Origin of the sequence: Pseudomonas sp. WS 5146 (genome assembly GCF_012985495.1) — a bacterium.
Classification (GTDB): domain Bacteria; phylum Pseudomonadota; class Gammaproteobacteria; order Pseudomonadales; family Pseudomonadaceae; genus Aquipseudomonas; species Aquipseudomonas edaphica.
In genome coordinates this window covers 264,153-285,105 of record NZ_JAAQWL010000005.1, presented here as the reverse complement: position 1 = coordinate 285,105, position 20,953 = coordinate 264,153, and the positions used below count along the sequence as shown (strand labels likewise).

Genomic DNA, 20,953 nt, shown 5'->3' with positions numbered 1-20,953 from the left:
CTACCTCAGTTTCAGGGTGGCAAGGCCGACCAGTACCAGAATCACGGTGATGATCCAGAAACGGACAATCACACGCGGCTCTGGCCAGCCCTTGAGTTCAAAGTGGTGGTGAATCGGCGCCATACGGAACACGCGGCGCCCGGTCAATTTGAAGGAGGCCACCTGGATGACCACCGACAGGGTTTCCATCACGAACACACCGCCCATGATGAACAACACGATTTCCTGGCGGACGATCACCGCGATGGTGCCCAAGGCTGCGCCCAGCGCCAGCGCGCCGACGTCGCCCATGAAGACTTGGGCGGGATAGGTGTTGAACCACAGGAAACCCAGGCCGGCACCGATCAGGGCGCCGCAGAACACGATCAACTCACCTGCGCCCGGCACATAAGGGATCAGCAGGTATTCAGCGAATTTTACGTTACCCGACAGGTAGCAGAAGATGCCGAGCGCGCCACCGACCATCACGGTCGGCATGATCGCCAGGCCGTCGAGGCCATCAGTCAGGTTCACCGCGTTGCTGGAGCCGACGATCACGAAGTAGGTCAGCACCACAAAGCCAACGCCCAGTGGAATGCTGGCGTCCTTGAGCATCGGAATGATCAAGGTGGTTTCGACGGCGCTTGGCGCGGTCATGTACAGGAAGATCGCAGCGCCAAGGCCAAACACCGACTGCCAGAAGTACTTCCAGCGGCTGGGCAAACCCTTGGAGTTTTTCTCGATCACTTTGCGGTAGTCATCGACCCAGCCGATCGCGCCGAACAACAGGGTCACCAGCAACACCGTCCACACGTAGCGGTTATGCAGGTCGGCCCACAGCAAGGTGCTGATACCGATGGAAGACAGGATCAGCGCACCGCCCATGGTCGGGGTGCCGGATTTGGACAGGTGCGACTGCGGGCCGTCATTACGAACCGATTGACCAATTTGCAGGTTCTGCAGGGTGCGGATCATCCACGGCCCCAGGAACAGCGACAAAGACAGCGCAGTCAGCACACCCAGGATCCCGCGAAGGGTCAGGTACTGAAAGACCGCGAAGCCTTTGTGGAACTGTTGCAGATACTCAGCCAGCAGCAGCAGCATTAATGTTTCTCCGTACTTGAGCCACACAAGGCCGCGACGACGTTTTCCATCACCGCGCTGCGCGATCCCTTGATCAAAATGGTTGTGTGTTTGTCGTGTTCAGCCGCCACCAGCGCCTGGATCAGCTCGGCCTGGGTAGCGAAATGCCGCGCACCGAGGCCGAAGGCGTCAACGGCGTGGGCCATGTTCGGGCCAACGGCGTAAAGCGCGTCGACTTTACCGCTCGCGTAGGCGCCGACTTCACGGTGGGACTGTTCAGCCCAGTCGCCCAATTCGGCGATATCGCCCAGCACCAGCACCTTGCGCCCGGCGAAGCTTTTAAGCAGGTCAATAGCGGCGCAGACGGAGGACTGGTTGGCGTTGTAGGTGTCATCAATCACACGCATGCCATTGGTCGCCAGTTGTGCCACGGTGCGGCCTTTGACCGGCTGCACCGCGCCCAGGCCGGTAGCGATACCGAACAGCGATACGCCCAGGGCGGAGGCGGCAGCGGCGGCGGCCAAGGCATTGGCGACGTTATGGTTGCCCAGCAGGTTCAGTTGCACGTGCTCGCTGCCTTGCGGTGTGTGCAAGGTGAAGGACGGGCAACCACGGGCGTCGACGGTGATGTCGGCTGCGTGGAAATCAGCCGCCGCGTTGAGCACGGCAAACGTCAGCACCTTGCGACCGGCGGCGCGCACACGCCAGGTCTCGAAGGCCTTGTCGTCGAGGTTCAATACTGCGGTGCCCGAGGCATCGAGGCCTTCGAGGATTTCGCCCTTGGCTTCGACGATTTTTTCCGGGCCACCGAACTCGCCCACGTGGGCGGTGCCGGCATTGTTGATAATTGCCACGTGAGGCTTGGTCAGCGCCACGGTGTAAGCAATTTCGCCGACGCGCGAAGCGCCCAGCTCGATTACCGCCGCCGTGTGTTCCGGGGCCAGTTCGAGCAGGGTCAATGGAGCGCCGAAATCATTGTTCAGGTTGCCACGGGTGGCGAGCACCGGCCCGCGCGTGCGCAGCACGCCGGCAAGCAGTTCCTTGACCGTGGTTTTGCCGCTGGAGCCAGTGATGGCGGCAACGGGCTTATCAAATGCGGCGCGGTTCAGCGCGCCCAACAGCCCGAGGGCCAGGCGGGTATCGGCGACCAGCAATTGCGGCAGCGTCGAGTCCGTGACTTCACGCTGCACCAAGGCACCCACGGTACCTTTGGCGGCTACTTCGTTCAGGTAGTCGTGCCCATCGAAACGCGGGCCGGCCAGTGCAATAAACAGCTGCCCCGGCTTGATGTTGCGACTGTCGATACTGACGCCGTCGAAGCTGCAATCGCTCGACACTACGCGGGCCGACAAGGCCTGGGTCAGTTCGCTGAACTTCATCGCTTTAAGCATGGGCGACCTCCCAGGCAGTCAGGGCGTGATCAGCCTCGACCAGATCGGAGAAGGCATGGCGTTCGCCGTTGATTTCCTGGTAGTCCTCGTGACCTTTACCAGCCAGTACCACCACGTCCTCAGCACTGGCGCTGGCGATCAGCTGGGCAATGGCGGCACCGCGACCGGCAACGAAGGTGGCCTTGGTGGCGTCTTTAAAGCCGACACGGATGTCGTCGAAAATCTGGTTCGGGTCTTCGCTGCGTGGGTTGTCGTCGGTCACGAGCACGCCATCGGCCAGGCGCTCGACGATTTCAGCCATCAGCGGGCGCTTGCCGCGATCACGGTCACCGCCGCAGCCGAACAGGCAGAGCAATTTGCCCTTGGCGTGTGGGCGCAGGGCTTCGAGGACTTTTTCCAGCGCGTCCGGCGTGTGGGCGTAATCGACCACCACCAGTGGCTGCGAGCCGCCCCCCAAACGCTGCATGCGACCGGCCGGGCCTTCGAGCTTGGGCAGCACGCGCAGGATTTCGTCCAGGGCGTAATCCAGGCCAAGTAATGCGCCAACAGCCGCAAGCACGTTGCTCAGGTTGAAACGCCCGAGCAAGGTGCTGCGCAAGTGGTGTTCGCCCTGGGGCGTGACCAGCGTGGCGAGCACGCCTTCGTCATTAAATTGGGCTTCACGGCAATACAGATACGCGCTGGAATCTTCCAGGCTGTAGGTGATCAGGCGTGCTTCGCTGTCTTCGGCAGCCAGTTGGCGGCCGAATGCGTCATCCAGGTTTACCACCCGGCACTTCAGGTCATTCCAGGCGAACAGCTTGGCCTTGGCGGCGGCGTACGCCTCCATGGTGCCGTGGTAGTCGAGGTGGTCGCGAGACAGGTTGGTCATCACCGCCACGTCAAACGCCAAGGCAGTCACACGGCCCTGGTCCAGACCGTGGGATGACACTTCCATGGCAACTGCCTTGGCACCGGCCTTTTTCAGGTCGGCCAGGGTCGCTTGCACGGCGATCGGGTTCGGCGTGGTGTGCAGGCCGCTTTGCAGCGCACCGTAAAAACCCGTGCCCAGGGTGCCGACAATGCCGCAATGCTGGCCCAGCAGGTCGAGTGCCTGCGCAACCAATTGGGTCACGCTGGTCTTGCCGTTGGTGCCAGTCACACCGATCAGGTTCAACTGACGGCTCGGGTCACCATAAAAACGCCCGGCGATGTCCGACAGTTGCGCGGCCAGGCCCTTGACCGGAATCAAGGGCACGTCGGTGATCGGCAGCACGGTGGCGCCTTCCACTTCATAAGCCACGGCGGCCGCGCCTCGTTGCAGGGCATCGGCGATATGTGCACGGCCATCGAGCTTGCCGCCGGGCACCGCCAGGAACAGATCACCGGCGCGTACATTACGGCTGTCCAGGCTCAATTCACGAATCAGCAGATCGCGTCCGGCGTGGGCAAAAATCTTGTTCAGGCTAAGAGACATCAGCCGCGCCCTCCATTGGCTTTGACAGCTGCGGCCGGTGGTCCGGCGTTCGCTTGTTGAGTCGGCGGCAGGTTGTCCGGCGTGATATTCATCAGGCGCAGGGTGCCGGACATCACTTTGCTGAATACCGGAGCCGACACCAGGCCACCGAAGTAGCCGGCCTTGCTCGGTTCATCAATCACTACGACGATGGCGTAGCGCGGATCGCTCATCGGACCGAAGCCGGCGAACAGCGAGCGGTAAGAGTTTTCGGCGTAGCCCTTGGTGCCGACCGAGGTTTTACGTGCAGTACCGGACTTGCCGGCCACGTGATAAGCCGGCACCTGTGCCCGGAACACACCGCGCGGGGCTTCGATCACTTGTTGCAGCATGCCTTGTATGGTCTTGGCGACTTTTTCCGGGATTACCTGGGTGGCTTTCGGCGCTTCGTCGACGTGGATCAAGCTCAGTGGAACCATACGGCCATTATTGGCCAATACAGAGAACGCATGGGCCAGCTGGATCGCGGTTACCGACAGGCCGTAGCCGTAGGAGAGCGTGGCAGTCTCGGCTTTTTTCCAGTCGCGGTAGTTCGGCAGGTTGCCCACGCGCTCGCCTGGGAAATCCAGGCCGGTGGGTTGGCCCAAGCCGATTTTTTGCGCCAGGTGATAGATGGTTTCGCCGCCGATATCGAAGGCGACCTTACTCATGCCGACGTTACTGGAGTTGATCAGGATACCTGTCAAATCCAACACTGGCCCTTCGCTGCGGGACACGTCACGAATGGTGTATTTGCCCAACTGCAAGGTGCCTGGGTAAACCTCGACCTTGTCGCTCGGCTTCCAGCGCCCGGTTTCCAGGGCGGCACTCATGGAAATGGCTTTCATGGTCGAACCCGGCTCGAACACGTCGATCATGGCGCGGTTACGCATCATCGCCGGTTGCAGGTTTCGACGGTTGTTCGGGTTGTAGGTCGGCTGGTTGACCATGGCGAGGATCTCGCCGGTCTTGACGTCCATGATCACCAGGCTACCGGCCTTGGCGCCGTTCTCGATGATCGCGTTACGCAGCTCGCGGTTGGCCAGGTACTGCAGGCGCAGGTCAATCGACAACGCCAAGGGCTTACCGGCCTTGGCGTTTTTGGTCACCTGGACATCTTTAATCAGTCTGCCGCGTCGATCCTTGATGACCTGCCGTTTGCCGGGCACGCCGGCCAGCCATTCGTCGTAGGCCAGCTCCACACCTTCACGGCCGTGGTCATCAATGTCGGTAAAGCCAACCATATGCGCGGTGGTTTCACCCGCCGGGTAGAAACGACGAAACTCCTCGATGCCATAGACACCGGGGACTTTAAGGTCGAGCACTTGCTGGCCCTGCTCAGGCGTCAGCCCACGCACCAGATAGATGAATTCCTTGTTGGCCTGGGCTTCCAGACGCTCGCTCAAGGCTTTAGGGTCCTGGCCCAGCGCGGCAGCCAGCTCAGGCCATTTGTCCTTGGCGGTTTGCAGCTCCTTGGCATTGGCCCACAGGGTGGTCACCGGCGTACTCACGGCCAGAGGCTCGCCGTTACGGTCGGTGATCAGGCCGCGGTGCGCAGGAATCGGGATATGCCGCAGGCTACGGGCATTACCCTCGCCGATCAGGAAGTCGCGGTCGATCACTTGCAGGTCGATAATCCGCCATGCAATCGCGCCGGCCATCAAAGCCAAGATGCCGAGCATCAGGCGAAAGCGCCACGGGTAAAGTGCACCTTCAAGTTTCATCATGGCGCCACCATCCGCACTTCGGCCGCACCAGGAATGTGCATTTTCAGCTGTTCGGTGGCCAGCACTTCGATACGGCTATGGGCCGTCCAGGTGCTTTGCTCAAGGATCAACCGGCCCCATTCCGCCTGCGCTTTGTCACGCACGCTCAATTCCCCGTACAGGGTGTTAAGCAATTGACGGTTGTAGTGGGCGCTGTAAGACACCGCAATTGCGGACACCAGCACGCCGACAAACAACAGCAACATAAAGAAGCTGCCGCCCGGGAGGGGCTTGGCGAAAAGCTTGCTCACCGCAGCTTCTCCGCGACGCGCATAACGGCGCTACGGGAACGTGGGTTGGCCTTGAGTTCGGCTTCGGAGGCGAACTGCGCTTTGCCATGGATTTTGATTTTCGGCACAAAGGCTTCGAAACGCACCGGCAGGTTGCGCGGCAGGTTATCGGACTCGCCCTTGACCAGACGACGCATGAACAGTTTGACGATGCGGTCTTCCAGGGAGTGGAAGCTGATCACCACCAGGCGACCACCCACTTCCAAGGCATCCAGTGCGGCTTCGAGGCCGGCTTCCAGATCGCCCAGTTCGTTATTGACGTGAATGCGCAAACCCTGGAACGCACGGGTTGCCGGGTTCTTGCCCTTTTCCCACGCAGGGTTTGCGACCTTGAGCACTTCAGCCAGGTCGGCGGTGCGCTCGAACGGCTGGATTTCACGGCGCTCAACCACGGCACGGGCCATGCGGCCGGCGAAGCGTTCTTCGCCGTATTCCTTGAACACGCGGGTAATTTCTTCATGGGGCGCAGTGGCGATGAACTGCGCAGCGCTGATGCCACGAGTCGGGTCCATGCGCATGTCGAGAGGGCCGTCGTTCATGAAACTGAAGCCGCGCTCGGGGTCGTCAAGCTGTGGCGAAGATACGCCCAAGTCGAGCAAAACCCCGGCTACCTTACCTGCCATGCCGCGCTCGGCGACTTCGGCACCCAGCTCGGCAAAGCTGCGCTGCACAACGACAAAGCGGCCGTCTTCGGCCGCTAGCGCTTGCCCGGTGGCAATCGCTTGAGGGTCTTTGTCGAACCCGAGGAGTTTACCGTCGGAGCCGAGCTGGCTGAGTATCAACCGGCTGTGCCCGCCCCTGCCGAAGGTGCCATCCACATAGCAGCCATCCGCGCGTACGGCGAGAGCCTCAACGGCTTCGTCAAGCAGTACGGTGATGTGGTTAAAGCCGCTATCAATAGTCACAGGATCAAATCACGCAGTTCATCAGGCATAGCGCCCGGTTGTTGAATAGCAGCCAAGTCTGCTGCAGAAACAGCATCCCAGGCATCTTCGTCCCACAATTGGAACTTGTTCAGCTGGCCCACCAGCATTGCGCGCTTATCCAGCTTGGCGTACTCGCGCAAGCGCGGCGGCACCAGGAAACGACCACTGCCATCGAGTTCAAGGTCGACGGCATTACCGATCAGCAGACGCTGCAGGCGGCGGTTTTCTTCACGCAATGAAGGCAGAGCGCGCAACTTGGTTTCGATCAACTCCCACTCATCGAGGGGGTAAACACACAAACAAGGGTCAACGGCGTCAATCGTGATGATTAACTGGCCTGAACTTCGCGAAATGAGCTCGTCACGATACCGGCTCGGCATGGCGAGACGGCCTTTTGCATCGAGACTGATAGCGTTAGCTCCGCGAAACACAGATGCGTTTCTCCAAATTTTAGCGTTTTACGTTCAAAAAACCCACTTTGTGCCACTTTCCGCCACTTGCGCACACTATAGGAATGCGCCCACCACACCGTCAAGGCGCGGATTCAAGGAAAAGCCTTACAGAACGGAGATTTAGGAACGTAAAAGGAGGAGAAACGCGAGTTTGGCGATGTTTTTGACTCAGCAACCGCAAATAGCTCATGGAGCTACGGCTTAAAGTTAAAGTAATTTATTAAGAGTAAGATTTTTTTGGTATTACGAAGATGCATCTGCCAATGATTTGGCAGGGAGGGATTCTTGCGTTACTACCGGTTTTCTGCCCGAGATTCGGGCAGAAGGAAAAAAGGTGGAGAGTCGATCTGTAAGCCGGGTTCTGTCTTGAACAGTCATTCGTCTACGATGGCCATCACTGGACATCTTTAGCAACCTACCCGGTCCCAGCGCGGGCCACGCCTTGGGACCCTATTTGGTCTTGCTCCAAGTGGGGTTTACCTAGCCACGAACTGTTGCCAGTCGTGCGGTGCGCTCTTACCGCACCTTTTCACCCTTACCGGCACCGAAGTGCTTAGGCGGTTATTTTCTGTGGCACTTTCCGTAGGCTCACGCCTCCCAGGCATTACCTGGCACTTCGCCCTATGGAGCCCGGACTTTCCTCCCCCCCCTAATTTTCATAGAGGGCAGCGACTGTCCAATCGACTCTCCGCCGCGCAGGTTAACGGCACGACGGCTTGAGGACAAGTATTAAAAGTGCAGCAATGCCATCACGTTCGGACGGGATACCGGCGTAACCCCGGAACTATTCGGCTTTCTGCTTATCCAGCGCGACTTGATACAGCACGTTCTTACGCAAGCCGGTAATCTCAGCCGCCAGGGCTGCCGCACGCTTCAGGGGCATTTCCTTAAGCAGCAGATCCAGGATGCGCATAGCCTCGCTGCCCACCGCGTCTTCATTTTCCGGTGCGGTCCAGCCGGCCACCAGCACCACGCACTCACCGCGCTGCTGGTTGCTGTCGCCCTCAACGAACGCACGCAGCTCTTCCAACGGCAAGCCTTTGAGGGTCTCGAAGGTCTTGGTCAGCTCCCGAGCCAACAGCGCCAGGCGTTCGCCGCCGAACACCAGCTCCATGTCCTGCAAGCACTCGAGAATGCGGTGCGGCGCCTCGTAAAAGATCAACGTACGCGGCTCTTCCTTTAACGCTTGCAGTCGCGCACGGCGCCCAACCGCCTTGGCGGGCAGGAAACCTTCGAAGATAAAACGGTCCGACGGCAACCCGGCGGCCGATAATGCCGCAATCAGCGCGCACGCTCCCGGAACTGGCACTACATTGATACCAGCTGCACGCGCCTGGCGAACCAGGTGATAGCCAGGGTCGGAAATCAACGGAGTGCCGGCATCCGAGATCAACGCCACATCGTCACCCGCCAGCAAGCGCGTGATAAAACGGCTGCCTTCTTCTCGCTCGTTATGCTCATGGCACGCGGCTAATGGCGTGCTGATACCAAAATGCTGCATCAAACGCTGGGAGTGCCGCGTGTCTTCCGCCGCGATCAATTTTACGTCACGCAACACTTTCAGCGCCCGAGCACTGATGTCGTCCAGGTTGCCAATGGGCGTCGCCACGACAAAAAGCGAGCCTGCAGTGGAATTCAAAGGACCTGGAGCAGTCAAAACGCACACCTCGATGGTAAGGAAAAGTCGCATTGTAGCGCGTAGGCGCCTCGATAATATGCCCTCGAGGTCGGCCATCGATGCCGGCTCGCAACATTTACACGACCTAAATCGATGGTTTCACGCCAGTAACATCGCGCCTGGGCCAGTGCTTGGGTACAATTCCACGCTAATTTGATCGGTATCAGGAACACTTACATGATCGCTTGCCTGCGGCTGCTCTCCGCCCTCTGCCTCGCTGCCTTACTGGCCGCGTGCGCCAGCTCGCCCTCGTCCAGCCTTGGCGACCTCCCCCGGACCCCGGATGCCAGTATCGAGCAACTGCTCGAACAGGCCACCAAGGCCAGTACGCCAGAAAAGGCCGCGATGCTGCGCCTGAGTGCGGCAGACCTGGCCTACCACCAGAACAACCCTGGCCGCTCGTCGCAGATTCTTGCGCAGGTGCCCCTGGATGTCCTGAAGCCGGCCGCACAAGTCTTTGCCAGCACCCTGGCCGCGGAACTGGCCATGGCGCGCAACCAACCCAAAGCGGCTCTGGCCGCCCTGAACCACCCCAGCCTGCAAAGCCTGAAGGAGCTGCCGACTGACCAGCAGATCCGTACCGGCACCGTGCATGCTCGCGCCTATGAAGCCGATGGCCAGACTTTGGCTGCCGCGCGTGAGCGGGTGGCCATGGCCCCGTTGCTGACGGGTGATGCCGCCAAGAGCAACCACGAAGCCATCTGGGCGCTGGTCGCCGCGCTGCCTGCAGAGCAACTGCAAGCCAGCGGCAACCCGACCCTCGACGGCTGGATCACCCTGGCCCAGGCAATCAAAGGCGCCGGCACCCTGGAACAACAGCAAGCCGCCATTGATACCTGGCGCGCGCAGAACCCAGGCCACCCGGCGGCAGTCAACCTGCCGACCCCGCTGGCCAAGCTCAAGGAGCTGGCCAGCCAGCCGCTGACCAAAATCGCGTTGCTGCTGCCGCAGGAAGGCCCTTTGGCGGCGGTCGGCAAGGCGCTGCGCGAAGGCTTCATGGCGGCGCACTTCCAGGCTGAACAAGCCGGGCAGAAGCCGCCGGTGATCGAGTTCTATGACAGCTCGCGCCTGACCTCCCTCGACGACTTCTACGCCAAGGCCCAGGCTGCCGGCGTGCAACTGGTAGTCGGCCCGCTGGAGAAACCACTGGTCAAGCAGCTCGCCTCCCGCGGGCAATTGCCGATCACCACCCTGGGCCTGAACTACAGCGAACTTAACGAAAACCCGCCGCAACTGTTCCAGTTCGGCCTGGCCGCTGAAGACGAAGCCCGCGAAGTCTCGCGTCGCGCCCGTGCCGACGGCCTGCACCGCGCCGCCGCCATGGTGCCGCGTGGCGAATGGGGTGAGCGTGTCTATAAAGCCTTCCGTCAGGACTGGGAAGCCAACGGCGGCACCGTGGTTGGCGTTGAGTACGTCGATCAGCCGGTGGCCCTCGCCCAGCAGATTGCTGACCTGTTCCAGCTGCGTAAAAGCGAAGGCCGCGCCAAGAGCCTGCAAAGCACCGTCGGCACCGACGTCGCCGCGCAACCTTCGCGTCGCCAGGACATCGAGTTCATTTTCCTGGCTGTGACGCCGCAACTGGCCCAGCAGATCAAACCGACACTTAACTTCCAGTACGCCGGTGATGTGCCTGTGTATGCGACGTCCCACGTGTTCAGCGCCAGCGGCGACAAAAACCAGTACCTGGACATGACCAACGTGATGTTCTGCGAAACCCCGTGGCTGCTCAACACCACCGACCCGCTGCGCAACCAGGTTGCCGCGCAATGGCCACAGGCCAATGGCAGCCTTGGCCGCCTGTATGCGATGGGCGTGGACGCCTACCGCCTGGCACCGCGCCTGGGCCAACTCAAGGCATTGCCGGACACTCGCGTTGACGGCCTGTCGGGCAACCTGGGTATCGGCGCCTACCAGCGTGTTGACCGCCAGATGCCATGGGCGAAGTTCGTCGGCGGCGAGATTCAACGCCTGCCGGACACCCCGCGCTGATGCTCGAGCGGTCCAGCGCTCAAAGCGGCAAGGACGCCGAACTGCAAGCTCTGAACTATCTGCAACAACAGGGTCTGCGCCTTCTGGCGCAGAACTGGTTATGTAAACGCGGTGAGCTTGATCTGGTCATGCTTGACGGCGATACAGTAGTATTCGTCGAAGTCCGCTACAGAAAACACGCACAATGGGGTGGCGCGCTCGCCAGTATCGATGGGCGCAAGCGTCAGAAGCTGATACTCGCCGCGCAGTTTTTCCTGCAAAAAGAGCATCGCTGGGCTGACAGCCCCTGCCGTTTCGATGTGGTTGCCATGGAAAGCACACCGGCAGGCCCAGCTGATTTGAACTGGCTCAAGAATGCCTTCGACAGCTGATTGCCCGGATATCTTCACCACACACTTTTGCTCTTTGCTTTGCGGGCTGCACATTTCTGTGCCAAACAGCCGCGCTACTTAAGGTCACACAGATGGACATGCAATCCCGAATTCGCCAGCTTTTCCAGGCCAGCATCGACACCAAGCAACAGGCGATGGACGTACTTGCACCGCACATCGAGCAAGCCAGTCAGGTCATGGTCAATGCCTTGCTCAACGAGGGCAAGATGCTTTCGTGCGGCAACGGCGGTTCGGCCGGTGATGCCCAGCACTTTTCCTCCGAGCTGCTCAACCGCTTCGAGCGCGAGCGCCCGAGCCTGCCGGCCATCGCGCTGACCACCGACTCGTCGACGATCACTTCGATCGCCAACGACTACAGCTACAACGAAATCTTCTCCAAGCAGATACGCGCCCTGGGCCAACCCGGCGATGTGTTGCTGGCTATTTCTACCAGCGGCAACTCGGCGAACATTATTCAAGCGATCCAGGCCGCACATGACCGCGAAATGATTGTCGTAGCCTTGACCGGGCGCGACGGCGGCGGCATGGCCTCACTGTTATTGCCTGAGGACGTGGAGATCCGTGTCCCGGCCAACGTCACTGCACGCATTCAAGAAGTCCACCTGCTGGCGATCCACTGCCTGTGCGATCTGATCGACAGCCAACTGTTCGGGAGTGAAGAATGACCGTTAACCGCCTCAGCCTTTTGGCCATTACGCTGTGCCTCGCCATCAGCGGGTGCAGCACGGCAATCACTGCGACACGCGACACACCCATTCAGGATGACCGGGGCACACGCACTTTTGGCAGCACCATCGACGATTCGCTGATCGAAACCAAGGTCAAGGTCAACGTCGCCAAGGCCGCTACCGACCTGGGCAACGGCGCCTCGCGCATTGTGGTCACCAGCTTCAACGGCGTGGTACTGCTGGCCGGGCAGACGCCGCGTGCCGACCTCAAGGCCCAGGCCGAACAAGCCGCCTCGACGGTCCAGCGGGTCAAGAAGGTCCACAACGAGCTGCAGGTCATGGACCCGATCACCCTGCTGGCCATCAGCAACGATGCGCTGCTGACCACCAAGATCAAGGCGCAGATGCTCACCGACAGCGGTGTACCCGGCTCGCGCATCAAGATCGTCACCGATAATGGCATCGTCTACATGATGGGCCTGCTGACCCAGGCAGAAGCCACCCGTGCCGCCAACCTGGTACAGGGCGTGTCCGGCGTGCAGAAGATCGTGAAAGTGTTCGAATACATCGACTGATGTAATCGCCAGCCACAAAAAAGGGCGCCGTGCATTGACTGCACGGCGCCCTTTTTATTGCCCAGGGTTTACTGGTATTGCTGGTACGGGTTGCCCTGGAACTGGTTGTTCTGCTGCGGCGCCTGTTGTTGCTGCTGTTGACCAGGCTGGCCGTATTGCTGGCCGGGGATCGGGCCGAGGTTAACTTCTACACGACGGTTCTGGGCACGGCCATTCACATCGGCGTTGCTGGCAATCGGGTTATCCGGGCCGGCACCGCGGGCGCTCAGGTTGGTCGGGCTGACGCCTTGAGAGGTCAGGTAGTTGGCCACGCTCTGGGCACGACGCTGGGACAGGTCCATGTTCAACTGGCGGCTGCCCGTGCTGTCGGTGTAGCCGACAATCTGGATGGTGTTCTGGTTGAACTGCTTGAGGGAGTTAGCCAGGTTGTTGAGCGGCTGGTAAAAACTGCTGGCGATGGCGTCGGAGTTGGTCGCGAAGGTAATGTTACCCGGCATGATCAACTTGATCTGGTCACCCTGGCGCTGCACTTCAACACCGGTGTTGGCCATGCTTTCGCGCAGTTTCTTTTCCTGCTGGTCGGCGTAGTAGCCATAACCGGCGGCGCCCAGGCCTGCAATAGCACCACCGATCAGTGCGCCCTTGCCACGGTTGTTATGGTCGATGGCAGCACCCGCCAGCGCACCGGCCAGAGCACCCAGGCCGCCGTATTTGGCGGTTTTGCTGATACCCCCTTCGGAACCGTTGCTGGCCTGTCCCTGGCTGCCGCCATAAGGATTAGGTGAAGCGCAGCCGGACAACAGGGCTACGGCGGTAGCGACAACAAGCAGACGACGCGGAGTGAACATGAAGGGAGCTCCTACTTTTGCATTCTGTGGTGCAGAGGACATTGGCAATCGACCTGTGCGGAGTTTGGAACGCGACAAACGGTAAAAATTCCGTGGCCACGTCCCGAGCCAGAACAAAATACTGGCCCCTATCACCGCCAGGGAAACCGTAGCAGACGCAGGCTGAACGCGACCTGCGTTTTTTGCTACTGCGGTGCTTGAGAGAGAACAGCCCCCGCCCAGGAATTATTTCCAGGCGTCCCCTCAAGCCCGCACAAACGGGTTCTCGCGCATCTCATCACCCAAACAGGTGTCCGGCCCATGCCCTGTCACCACGGTCGCGCCCTCATCCAGGGTGTACAACCGCTGCTTGATCGAGCGCACGATAGTCGCCTGGTCGCCACCCCACAGGTCGGTACGCCCCACGCCGCGCTTGAACAAGGTATCGCCGGCGATCAGCAGCTTGGCATCGGCAAACCAGAAGCTCATCGAACCCGGTGTGTGCCCCGGCGTATGCAGCGCCACCCCACAACCACACGCCAACTCCTCATCGTCCTCCAGCCAGCGGTCCGGCGACGGCACCGGCGTGTAGGGCACACGAAACATCTGGCATTGCATTTCCAGGTTATCCCAAAGAAATTGGTCTTCTTTGTGCAAATGCAGCGTGGCGCCGGTCTTCTCTTTCAACTGGCCGGACGCCAGGAAGTGATCCAAGTGGGCGTGGGTGTGGATAATGCTCACCACCTTGAGGCCCAGCGCATCAAGGCGCGCAAGGATCAGCTCGTGATTGCCGCCCGGGTCGACCACTATGGCTTTTTTGCTGATCGGATCGCCAATGATGGTGCAGTTGCACTGCAACGGGCCGACGGGGAAGGTTTCGCGGATCAGCACGGGTTTTTCGATATTCATGGGCGTTCCTGCAAGCTCTATGGCACATTCCAGGCGCAGTATGGTGGAGCTTGCTGCGGATTCGAAGAGCCTCAACTGCTAAGCTACTCCAGCGCCATGGAACCAGCACCGCAGCGTCGCATTTGGAGCAAGACGTATGGCCAATTCTCGGATCATCTGCGAACACTGCGATTGCGTGTACGAAAAGGTCACGCTCGCCAAACATCAAAAGGCCCTGTGCACCCGTTGCGCGGGCGTGTTGCAGCGCTACAACGGGTTGTCGGTGCAACAGCGCCTCGCGCTGACCGTTACCGCAGCGGTGCTGTGGACCTTTGCCAATTTCTATCCGGTGATGAGCATCAGCCTCAAAGGCTTGAAAAACAGCGCGACCCTGTGGGACTCGGTGGTCGCGCTGAGCCTGGGGCCGATCACTTTTATTGCGCTGGTCGCGGCGATCTCGATCATCATCGCGCCGGTGTTTCAGTTGCTCTTGCTGATGTGGGTGCTGAGTTTCGCCCTGGCCGGCAAGCGCTCGCCAGCGTTCAAACTGTGCATGCGCTGGCTGGAAGCGCTGAGGCCGTGGAGCATGCTCGAAGTCTGCCTGCTGGGCGCCATGGTTGCGGTGTTCAAGCTGGCCGGCATGCTCGACGTGATCCCCGGCACCGGCCTGTTCGCCCTCGCCGCCCTCGCCTTGCTGCTGATCCGCATCGCCGGGCGTGACGTACGCGACTTGTGGGACGCCGTATGAACTCACCACCGACCGCCCGTGAACTCAACCTGTGCCTGTGCCACACCTGCGGCCAGCCGTGCGACATGCGCGACGAACCCAGCGAGTGCGAGCGCTGCGGCGCGCCGCTGCATCGGCGCAAACTCCACTCGCTGACCCGCACCTGGGCCTACATGCTCACGGCACTGGCGTTTTATATCCCGGCGAATTTATTGCCGGTGATGAACACCACCCTGCTTGGTTCCGGCGCGGACAGCACCATCATGAGCGGCGTGCTGGAGTTCTGGCAGCATGGTGCCTGGGACATTGCCCTGATCATTTTCATTGCCAGCATTGCGGTGCCGGGTATCAAGTTTCTCTCGCTGACCCTGCTGCTGGTCACCGTGCAGCGCAACAGCCTGTGGGCGCGCAAGGAGCGCTCGAAGCTGTTTCGGTTTGTCGAGCTGATCGGCTACTGGTCCATGCTCGATGTGATTGTGGTCGCGCTGGTGGCCGCGCTGGTCAAGTTCCAGGCGCTGGGCACCATCGAGCCGCGCCTGGGCATTTTGTTTTTTGGTCTGGTGGTGGTGTTCACCATGCTCGCGGCGATGAGTTTCGACCCGCGCCTGATCTGGGAAAACCCACACAACGAGGAGATCTCGGATGAGTTCACGCAACACTGACACCCCCGCCGGCTCACCGGCGATCAAGACGCGGCGCTTCAGCGTTTCGCTGGTGTGGATCGTGCCGATCGTGGCGGTGCTGGTGGGCATCTCGCTGGTGGTACACAGCGTGCTGCAACAGGGGCCTATCATCGTCCTCAACTTCAAGACCGGCAACGGCCTGGTCGCCAATAAAACCGAAGTCAAATACCGCAACGTGGTGATCGGCCAAGTCTCGGATGTGGCCTTGAGCGATGACCAGAAAAGCGTCAACGCCACCATCAAGTTGGCCAAGCAGGCGGAAAGCTTCACCCGTGAAGACTCCAAGTTCTGGGTGGTGCGCCCGCGCATCGGTGCCGGTGGCGTGTCGGGCATCGATACCCTGCTGTCCGGTGACTATATCGGTGCCGATATCGGCCAATCCGATACCCGCGCCAAACAGTTCAAGGGCCTGGAAAACCCGCCGCCCATCACCTATGGCGAGCCGGGCAAACGCTTCACGTTGCATACCCAGGGCCTGGGCTCCCTGGATATCGGCTCGCCGGTGTACTACCGCAAGATCCCGGTGGGCCAGGTAGTGGCCTACGAGCTGGATGACGATGGCAAGGGCGTGAAGATCGAGGTCTTTGTGCATGCGCCCAATGATGTGTACGTCACCGAAAACACGCGATTCTGGAATGCCAGCGGCATTGATCTGAGCGTCGGCGCCAATGGTTTCGCGCTGAAAACCGAGTCCTTGTCATCGATGTTGGCCGGCGGCATCGCATTCCAGGCACCGCCCTACAGCCCCAACGACAAACCGGCCAGCGAAGATCACACCTATGAACTGTTCGACGACCAGCAAAGCGCCCTCGCCCCGCCCAACGGTCAAGGGCAATACATGGCGCTGCGTTTTGATCAGGCATTGCGTGGGCTCAAGGTCGGCGCGCCGGTGGAATTTCTTGGGGTCGAGTTCGGCAAAGTGGTGTCGATCAACCTGGACTTCGATGCCAAAAAACGCAGTTTCCCGATCAACGTCGGCATCGTTATTTACCCGCAATTGCTCGGTGAAGCCAACACCAAGCTGCTCAAGGCCACCAACCATGACCCTAACGATGAAGCAGGCGGCGTGCGCCTGATCGGCACCTTTATCGAAAACGGCCTGCGCGCTCAGGCCCGCAGCGGCAACCTGCTGACCGGCCAGCTGTACATCGCCCTGGATTTTTTCCCGAAAGCCGACAAAGTCACGTTTGACCCGAACCTGCGCCCGGTCAACATTCCGACCATCCCCGGCAATCTGGAACAGTTGCAGGAGAAACTCGAAGGCATCGTCAACAAGGTCAACCAACTGCCGATGGAGCGCATCGCCGGCAACCTCGACGGCAGCCTGGTTGAGCTGCGCAAAAGCCTTGCCCAGTTCAACGCCAAGACCCTGCCTGGCGTGCAGAGCACCCTGGGCGACGTGAGCAAGACCTTGCAGTCGGCCAACTCAACCCTGGCCGAAGACTCGCCGCAACGTGAACAACTGACCCAGACCCTGGATGAACTGGCGCGTATGTCGCGCTCCTTGCGCGAACTGTCGGACTACCTGGGCCGGCATCCGGAATCGCTGATTCGCGGTCGCCCTGACAACGCCGCGCCAACAGACCTGCAAGGGCCGCCGCGCAAATGACCATTGGAGCCGCCATGACCTTTCCCTTGAAACTTACCCTGGTCGCCGCGCTGGTGCTGCTCGCGGCCTGTCGCAGTGAGCCGATTGCGTTCCACACTCTCACCCCGGTGCACTGGAATAACAGCACTCAGGCACAGGCCAGCGATATCCGCATTGAAAGCATCAGCGTGCCGCCTCAGGTCGACCGCGCACAAATCGTGATTCGCCAGGGCGACAGTGGCGTGGCGATCCTTGAAACCCAATGGTGGGCCGCAACCCTGGCCGATGAGCTGAAAAGCGCGCTGGTGGATCAATTGGCCAACAGTCACTCCCGTCAGCCCCTGTCGTTGCGCGTTGAAGTGCAGCGATTCGACTCGGTGCCGGGCCAATACGCGCTGCTCGATGTGCGCTGGCGCCTGCGGTCCACAAGCGGGGGAGATGCCGCACCGCTGACTTGCCGCACCACCTTGCAGACACCCGCAGGCCCGAGCATTGATGACCTGGTGGTGGCGCATCAGAACAACCTCAAGCGCTTCGCGGCCTTGGTCAGCAAAACCGCCGACACGTCGCTGAAAGCCTGCCCGACTGCGCCGTAGCGAGACAGTCAGACCAGTGTGGGAGCTGGCTTGCCTGCGATAGCATCACCTAAGTTTGACTGATAGACCGAGGTGCCTGCATCGCAGGCAAGCCAGCTCCCACATAAGCCAGCTCCCACACACACCAGCTTCTACAGGAAAGCTGGCCCATTATCAGGCCAGCAGCCCCATCGACTTGGCACGGGCCACCGCTTGAGTCCGGCGCTCTACACCCAGTTTGCTGTTGATATGGCTGGCGTGGGTTTTCACCGTGTGCAGGGAGATAAACAACTGATTGCTGATTTCCTGGTTCGAACACCCCTGGGCGATCAGTTGCAGCACCGCCAGTTCGCGGACGCTGAGGGTTTCCTGGCCGGACGGTACTTGGGCGTCAGCTACAACCGGCAACAGCACCAACAAACTCTGGTTCAGCAAGCCATGAGCCTCCCGGCCAAGCTGCTCACGCATCCAGTCCGGATAACTCTCCAGCAGCCGCTGAAAGGGTTGCAACGCCCCACCGGCGCCCGCCTCAAGGGCGCGGGCCAATACTTGCCGGGCCTGGTCTTGCTGCCCACACTCCAGCAGCAACTGCACCTGCTGGGTCAGGGCCATTAGGGCAATCATTTGCCGCCCACTGTTATGCGCTTGCTGAGCCAGCTCCTCGAGGCGCTGCAACGCGGCGGCCGGCTGATGACGGGTGGCGTCCAGCGAAGCCTGTTGCAGCTCGATATGTTGTGGCAAGTGCGGGTGAAATTCCGGCGCTGCTGCTGCGTGTTCACCGTTGTAGGTTTGCCCCAGCCGGGTCAACCAGGCATCTGCCAAGTCAGTGCGGCCTTGAGCCAGCCACAGTTCGCATTTGATCAGGGTGATCATCGCCAGGTAGTAGATCGGCGGCACATCCCAGATGTGCATCAAGCGCTCAGCTTCGGCAAGCTCGGCAAACGCTGTGGGAAAGTCCCCACGGCGCCCTTCAAAGCTGGCAATTACACAATGCCCGATCAGCACGCTGATATCCCGGCAGGCGCGGGCTTCGTTCAGACCCGCGCGTAAACGGACAAGGCCGGCCTCGGGCTGATAGCGCACCAGCAGCAGATAGCCCTCGTACAGCGACAACCGCGCGCGCACCGCGTACAGCCGCTGCGGCGCCAAGCCATGCAGACGTTGCAGCCCCTGGCGCACTTCGTCCAGGGAACGCAGGATTTCGCCCCGCGCCTGCAACACCCGCGCGCGATCGTAATGGGCCAACGCCTCGAACAGCGGGTTACCGACGCGCTGCGCCAGCTCGAGGGATTCACGATTCAGGCCACGGGCACGCCACAGGTCGGCATCGACGATTGCCAGGTTTGAGAGGGTCGACAGGCACATCAGGCGCTGGCCGTAACGTTTTTGCGGCAAGCTTTCCAACGCCTCGCTGCAGTAGCGCAGGGTCAACTCACGATCGCCTCGGCCTCGAGCGATAATCCCGCTCAGCGCCAGCCACTGTGCCAGCATCGACTTTTGCGCAGTGGCCGACGGTGCCGGCAGGAAGCGGCTGAGGTAGCCGGACAGTTCTTCGGCCGCATCCAGTTGGCAGGCCAGCCCCAATGCCCAGCTGTAGAGCACGATCAAACGCGGCGTGCTGATCAGCAGGCTGTCGGGCAAGTCCATCTTCCAGCGCAGCAGCATGCCGACGTTCTGTTCGGCCAGCAGTTGCTCCTCCGACAGGTTCTGCACCAGGTTCGCCGCCACATCCAGGTGGCCGGCGCGCAACGCCTGTTCCACCGCTTCATCGATCAAGCCCTGGGTGTTGAACCAGCGGCAGGCACGCAGGTGCAGGCTGGCAATCGGCACGGTGGCACTGCTCGCACGACGGGTACGCAGCAGGTCGGAAAACAGATGGTGGTAGCGATACCAGTGGCCCTGCTCATCGAGCGGCACCAGAAACACTTGGTGGGCCTGTAAATAACCGAGGATATGCGCGCTGTCGTGGGCTTCGCGCACGGCGTCGCACAGCTCACTGCAAAAACGATCCTGAGGCGCAGTGTCGTAGAGGAAGGCTTGAACTTCTGCTGGCAGGCAATCAATGACTTCTTCGAGCAAGTAGTCGCGGATCAGCCCTTCGCCACCGTGCAAATGTTGTGGCAACGCGGCCTCATTGCCGGCTTCGGAAAGGGCCAGCAACCAGAAGCGCAGGCCAGCCACCCAGCCCTCGCTGCGACGAATCAGGTTGTCCAGGGCTTCGCCGCGCAACGAGCTGCTGTGCCTATCGAGTACGGCCAGCGATTCGTCGTGGGTCAGGCGCAGGTCTTGTTCGTGCAGCTCCAGCAGGTGGCGCGAGAGTCGCAGCCGCGCCAGGTGCCAGTCCGGGCGCTGGCGGCTGGTGACCAAAACCAGCAGCCCATCGGGTAAATGATTGAGGAAAAATTGCAGGCAGCGATCCAGCACCGGGCCTTGGGCCAGATGGTAGTCATCCAGCACCAGCAGCAAGGGCGCATGTGTGGACAGGTGCAACGTCAGCTCGTCGAGCAAGCCGTCGAGCCATTCTTCAAAGGCAAAGGGTTGGTGACGCTGACGCATTTTCAGCAGGCCCAGGGATTGGGCGCCGAGTTGCGGGAAGTATTGCTGCAAGCCGTCGAGCAAGCGCTCAAGGAAGCGGCCGGGGTCGTTATCCCGTGGGCTCAGGCCCAGCCAAAGGCTTTGCCAATGCGCCGGCAGACTCTGACAAAACTCCACCGCCAACGAACTCTTGCCGAACCCGGCCGGGGCGCTCACCAGCAACAGTCGTCCCGCAAGGCCAGCACTCAGGCGTTCGCACAGGCGAGGGCGCAGCACATAGCCGTCAGGCAGCGGTGGCCTGTAGAAACGCGCTTCCAGGGTCGGAATCACCGCGCTCGCAGGCCCTTGGATTCGGGACAGATCAGTCATCGCCGGGCTCTTGTAGAAGGCTGTTGTCGGCATTGCAGATGTCCGCAGACTAGCGGTAAAAGCGGCGGGTTTGTAGATCTTTGCGGCATTTGCCTGAA

The 20,953-nt window shown here is 60.8% G+C and carries 19 protein-coding genes and 1 other RNA gene; 8 read left to right on the top strand and 12 right to left on the bottom strand.

Annotation, left to right across the window (positions count from 1 at the left end; all coding sequences use genetic code 11):
• The 9 genes from mraY to rsmI all read right to left on the bottom strand — a co-directional run bounded on the left by mraY (position 1) and on the right by rsmI (position 9,051).
• Positions 1-1,083 (bottom strand): phospho-N-acetylmuramoyl-pentapeptide-transferase, encoded by a 1,083-nt coding sequence (mraY, locus tag HBO41_RS16085; protein WP_017138188.1) that lies wholly within the window; start codon positions 1,081-1,083, stop codon positions 1-3.
• Entirely contained in the window at positions 1,083-2,453 is a 1,371-nt protein-coding gene (murF, locus tag HBO41_RS16080) for a UDP-N-acetylmuramoyl-tripeptide--D-alanyl-D-alanine ligase (RefSeq protein ID WP_169986922.1), read from the bottom strand. The genes mraY and murF overlap by 1 nt, the downstream gene beginning before the upstream one ends.
• On the bottom strand, positions 2,446-3,909 hold the full coding sequence (locus HBO41_RS16075; RefSeq protein WP_017138190.1) for a UDP-N-acetylmuramoyl-L-alanyl-D-glutamate--2,6-diaminopimelate ligase: 1,464 nt from the start codon (positions 3,907-3,909) through the stop codon (positions 2,446-2,448). The genes murF and HBO41_RS16075 overlap by 8 nt, the downstream gene beginning before the upstream one ends.
• Positions 3,909-5,651 carry a penicillin-binding protein 2 gene (locus tag HBO41_RS16070; protein ID WP_169986985.1) on the bottom strand — a complete coding sequence of 581 codons (1,743 nt, stop codon included), beginning with the start codon at positions 5,649-5,651 and terminating at the stop codon, positions 3,909-3,911. Before HBO41_RS16070 ends, HBO41_RS16075 begins: the two co-directional genes overlap by 1 nt.
• Positions 5,651-5,944 carry a cell division protein FtsL gene (gene ftsL, locus HBO41_RS16065; RefSeq protein ID WP_003216203.1) on the bottom strand — a complete coding sequence of 98 codons (294 nt, stop codon included), beginning with the start codon at positions 5,942-5,944 and terminating at the stop codon, positions 5,651-5,653. Before ftsL ends, HBO41_RS16070 begins: the two co-directional genes overlap by 1 nt.
• On the bottom strand, positions 5,941-6,888 hold the full coding sequence (rsmH, locus tag HBO41_RS16060) for a 16S rRNA (cytosine(1402)-N(4))-methyltransferase RsmH (RefSeq protein ID WP_017138192.1): 948 nt from the start codon (positions 6,886-6,888) through the stop codon (positions 5,941-5,943). Before rsmH ends, ftsL begins: the two co-directional genes overlap by 4 nt.
• A complete protein-coding gene (gene mraZ / locus HBO41_RS16055; RefSeq protein WP_003171868.1) occupies positions 6,885-7,340 on the bottom strand; it encodes a division/cell wall cluster transcriptional repressor MraZ in 456 nt (151 codons plus the stop codon). The genes rsmH and mraZ overlap by 4 nt, the downstream gene beginning before the upstream one ends.
• 355 nt (positions 7,341-7,695) lie before the next feature.
• Positions 7,696-8,049: RNase P RNA component class A (gene rnpB / locus HBO41_RS16050), an RNA gene on the bottom strand.
• Positions 8,050-8,145: 96 nt separating this feature from the next.
• A complete protein-coding gene (gene rsmI / locus HBO41_RS16045; RefSeq protein ID WP_017138193.1) occupies positions 8,146-9,051 on the bottom strand; it encodes a 16S rRNA (cytidine(1402)-2'-O)-methyltransferase in 906 nt (301 codons plus the stop codon).
• Between the two features lie 165 nt (positions 9,052-9,216).
• Here rsmI and HBO41_RS16040 point away from each other — a divergent pair, with 165 nt between their 5' ends.
• The 4 genes from HBO41_RS16040 to HBO41_RS16025 all read left to right on the top strand — a co-directional run bounded on the left by HBO41_RS16040 (position 9,217) and on the right by HBO41_RS16025 (position 12,663).
• Entirely contained in the window at positions 9,217-11,028 is a 1,812-nt protein-coding gene (locus tag HBO41_RS16040; RefSeq protein WP_169986920.1) for a penicillin-binding protein activator, read from the top strand.
• A complete protein-coding gene (locus tag HBO41_RS16035) occupies positions 11,028-11,399 on the top strand; it encodes a YraN family protein (RefSeq protein ID WP_017138195.1) in 372 nt (123 codons plus the stop codon). Before HBO41_RS16040 ends, HBO41_RS16035 begins: the two co-directional genes overlap by 1 nt.
• 92 nt (positions 11,400-11,491) lie before the next feature.
• Positions 11,492-12,085, top strand: a complete 594-nt coding sequence (locus HBO41_RS16030; protein ID WP_007904374.1) for a phosphoheptose isomerase — start codon at positions 11,492-11,494, stop codon at positions 12,083-12,085.
• Complete coding sequence (locus HBO41_RS16025) at positions 12,082-12,663, top strand: BON domain-containing protein (protein WP_017138196.1); 582 nt, start codon at positions 12,082-12,084, stop codon at positions 12,661-12,663. The genes HBO41_RS16030 and HBO41_RS16025 overlap by 4 nt, the downstream gene beginning before the upstream one ends.
• A 68-nt stretch (positions 12,664-12,731) precedes the next feature.
• Here the strand turns inward: HBO41_RS16025 and HBO41_RS16020 are convergent, their stop codons facing one another.
• Together HBO41_RS16020 and HBO41_RS16015 are read right to left on the bottom strand one after the other, a co-directional pair.
• The gene (locus HBO41_RS16020) at positions 12,732-13,511 is read right to left on the bottom strand and encodes an OmpA family protein (RefSeq protein WP_017138197.1); all 780 of its coding nucleotides are present in this window, start codon (positions 13,509-13,511) and stop codon (positions 12,732-12,734) included.
• A gap of 243 nt (positions 13,512-13,754) precedes the next feature.
• Positions 13,755-14,399 (bottom strand): MBL fold metallo-hydrolase, encoded by a 645-nt coding sequence (locus HBO41_RS16015; RefSeq protein WP_017138198.1) that lies wholly within the window; start codon positions 14,397-14,399, stop codon positions 13,755-13,757.
• 136 nt (positions 14,400-14,535) lie between these two features.
• On the opposite strand from HBO41_RS16015, the gene HBO41_RS16010 reads away from it, so the two are divergent.
• Genes HBO41_RS16010 through HBO41_RS15995 form a run of 4 tightly spaced genes read left to right on the top strand, consistent with a single transcriptional unit; the run spans position 14,536 to position 17,972 of the window.
• A complete protein-coding gene (locus HBO41_RS16010) occupies positions 14,536-15,126 on the top strand; it encodes a paraquat-inducible protein A (RefSeq protein WP_169986918.1) in 591 nt (196 codons plus the stop codon).
• Positions 15,123-15,767, top strand: coding sequence for a paraquat-inducible protein A (locus HBO41_RS16005; RefSeq protein WP_017138200.1), 645 nt, complete (start codon positions 15,123-15,125; stop codon positions 15,765-15,767). The genes HBO41_RS16010 and HBO41_RS16005 overlap by 4 nt, the downstream gene beginning before the upstream one ends.
• Entirely contained in the window at positions 15,748-17,397 is a 1,650-nt protein-coding gene (locus HBO41_RS16000; protein ID WP_017138201.1) for an intermembrane transport protein PqiB, read from the top strand. Before HBO41_RS16005 ends, HBO41_RS16000 begins: the two co-directional genes overlap by 20 nt.
• A gap of 14 nt (positions 17,398-17,411) precedes the next feature.
• Entirely contained in the window at positions 17,412-17,972 is a 561-nt protein-coding gene (locus HBO41_RS15995) for a membrane integrity-associated transporter subunit PqiC (RefSeq protein WP_169986916.1), read from the top strand.
• Positions 17,973-18,125: 153 nt separating this feature from the next.
• Here HBO41_RS15995 and HBO41_RS15990 read toward each other — a convergent pair whose 3' ends face one another.
• Positions 18,126-20,855, bottom strand: a complete 2,730-nt coding sequence (locus HBO41_RS15990; RefSeq protein ID WP_169986914.1) for a LuxR C-terminal-related transcriptional regulator — start codon at positions 20,853-20,855, stop codon at positions 18,126-18,128.
• Between the last annotated feature and the right edge of the window lie 98 nt (positions 20,856-20,953).

Coding starts and splice junctions, on each gene's coding strand:
- HBO41_RS16075 (WP_017138190.1), bottom strand. CDS start 3,909: ATGTCTCTTAGCCTGAACAAGATTTTTGCCCACGCCGGACGCGATCTG.
- HBO41_RS16030 (WP_007904374.1), top strand. CDS start 11,492: ATGGACATGCAATCCCGAATTCGCCAGCTTTTCCAGGCCAGCATCGAC.
- HBO41_RS16025 (WP_017138196.1), top strand. CDS start 12,082: ATGACCGTTAACCGCCTCAGCCTTTTGGCCATTACGCTGTGCCTCGCC.
- murF (WP_169986922.1), bottom strand. CDS start 2,453: ATGCTTAAAGCGATGAAGTTCAGCGAACTGACCCAGGCCTTGTCGGCC.
- HBO41_RS16070 (WP_169986985.1), bottom strand. CDS start 5,651: ATGAAACTTGAAGGTGCACTTTACCCGTGGCGCTTTCGCCTGATGCTC.
- HBO41_RS15995 (WP_169986916.1), top strand. CDS start 17,412: ATGACCTTTCCCTTGAAACTTACCCTGGTCGCCGCGCTGGTGCTGCTC.
- HBO41_RS16010 (WP_169986918.1), top strand. CDS start 14,536: ATGGCCAATTCTCGGATCATCTGCGAACACTGCGATTGCGTGTACGAA.
- HBO41_RS16035 (WP_017138195.1), top strand. CDS start 11,028: ATGCTCGAGCGGTCCAGCGCTCAAAGCGGCAAGGACGCCGAACTGCAA.
- HBO41_RS15990 (WP_169986914.1), bottom strand. CDS start 20,855: ATGACTGATCTGTCCCGAATCCAAGGGCCTGCGAGCGCGGTGATTCCG.
- mraY (WP_017138188.1), bottom strand. CDS start 1,083: ATGCTGCTGCTGCTGGCTGAGTATCTGCAACAGTTCCACAAAGGCTTC.
- HBO41_RS16040 (WP_169986920.1), top strand. CDS start 9,217: ATGATCGCTTGCCTGCGGCTGCTCTCCGCCCTCTGCCTCGCTGCCTTA.
- rsmI (WP_017138193.1), bottom strand. CDS start 9,051: ATGCGACTTTTCCTTACCATCGAGGTGTGCGTTTTGACTGCTCCAGGT.
- HBO41_RS16015 (WP_017138198.1), bottom strand. CDS start 14,399: ATGAATATCGAAAAACCCGTGCTGATCCGCGAAACCTTCCCCGTCGGC.
- HBO41_RS16005 (WP_017138200.1), top strand. CDS start 15,123: ATGAACTCACCACCGACCGCCCGTGAACTCAACCTGTGCCTGTGCCAC.
- HBO41_RS16000 (WP_017138201.1), top strand. CDS start 15,748: ATGAGTTCACGCAACACTGACACCCCCGCCGGCTCACCGGCGATCAAG.
- HBO41_RS16020 (WP_017138197.1), bottom strand. CDS start 13,511: ATGTTCACTCCGCGTCGTCTGCTTGTTGTCGCTACCGCCGTAGCCCTG.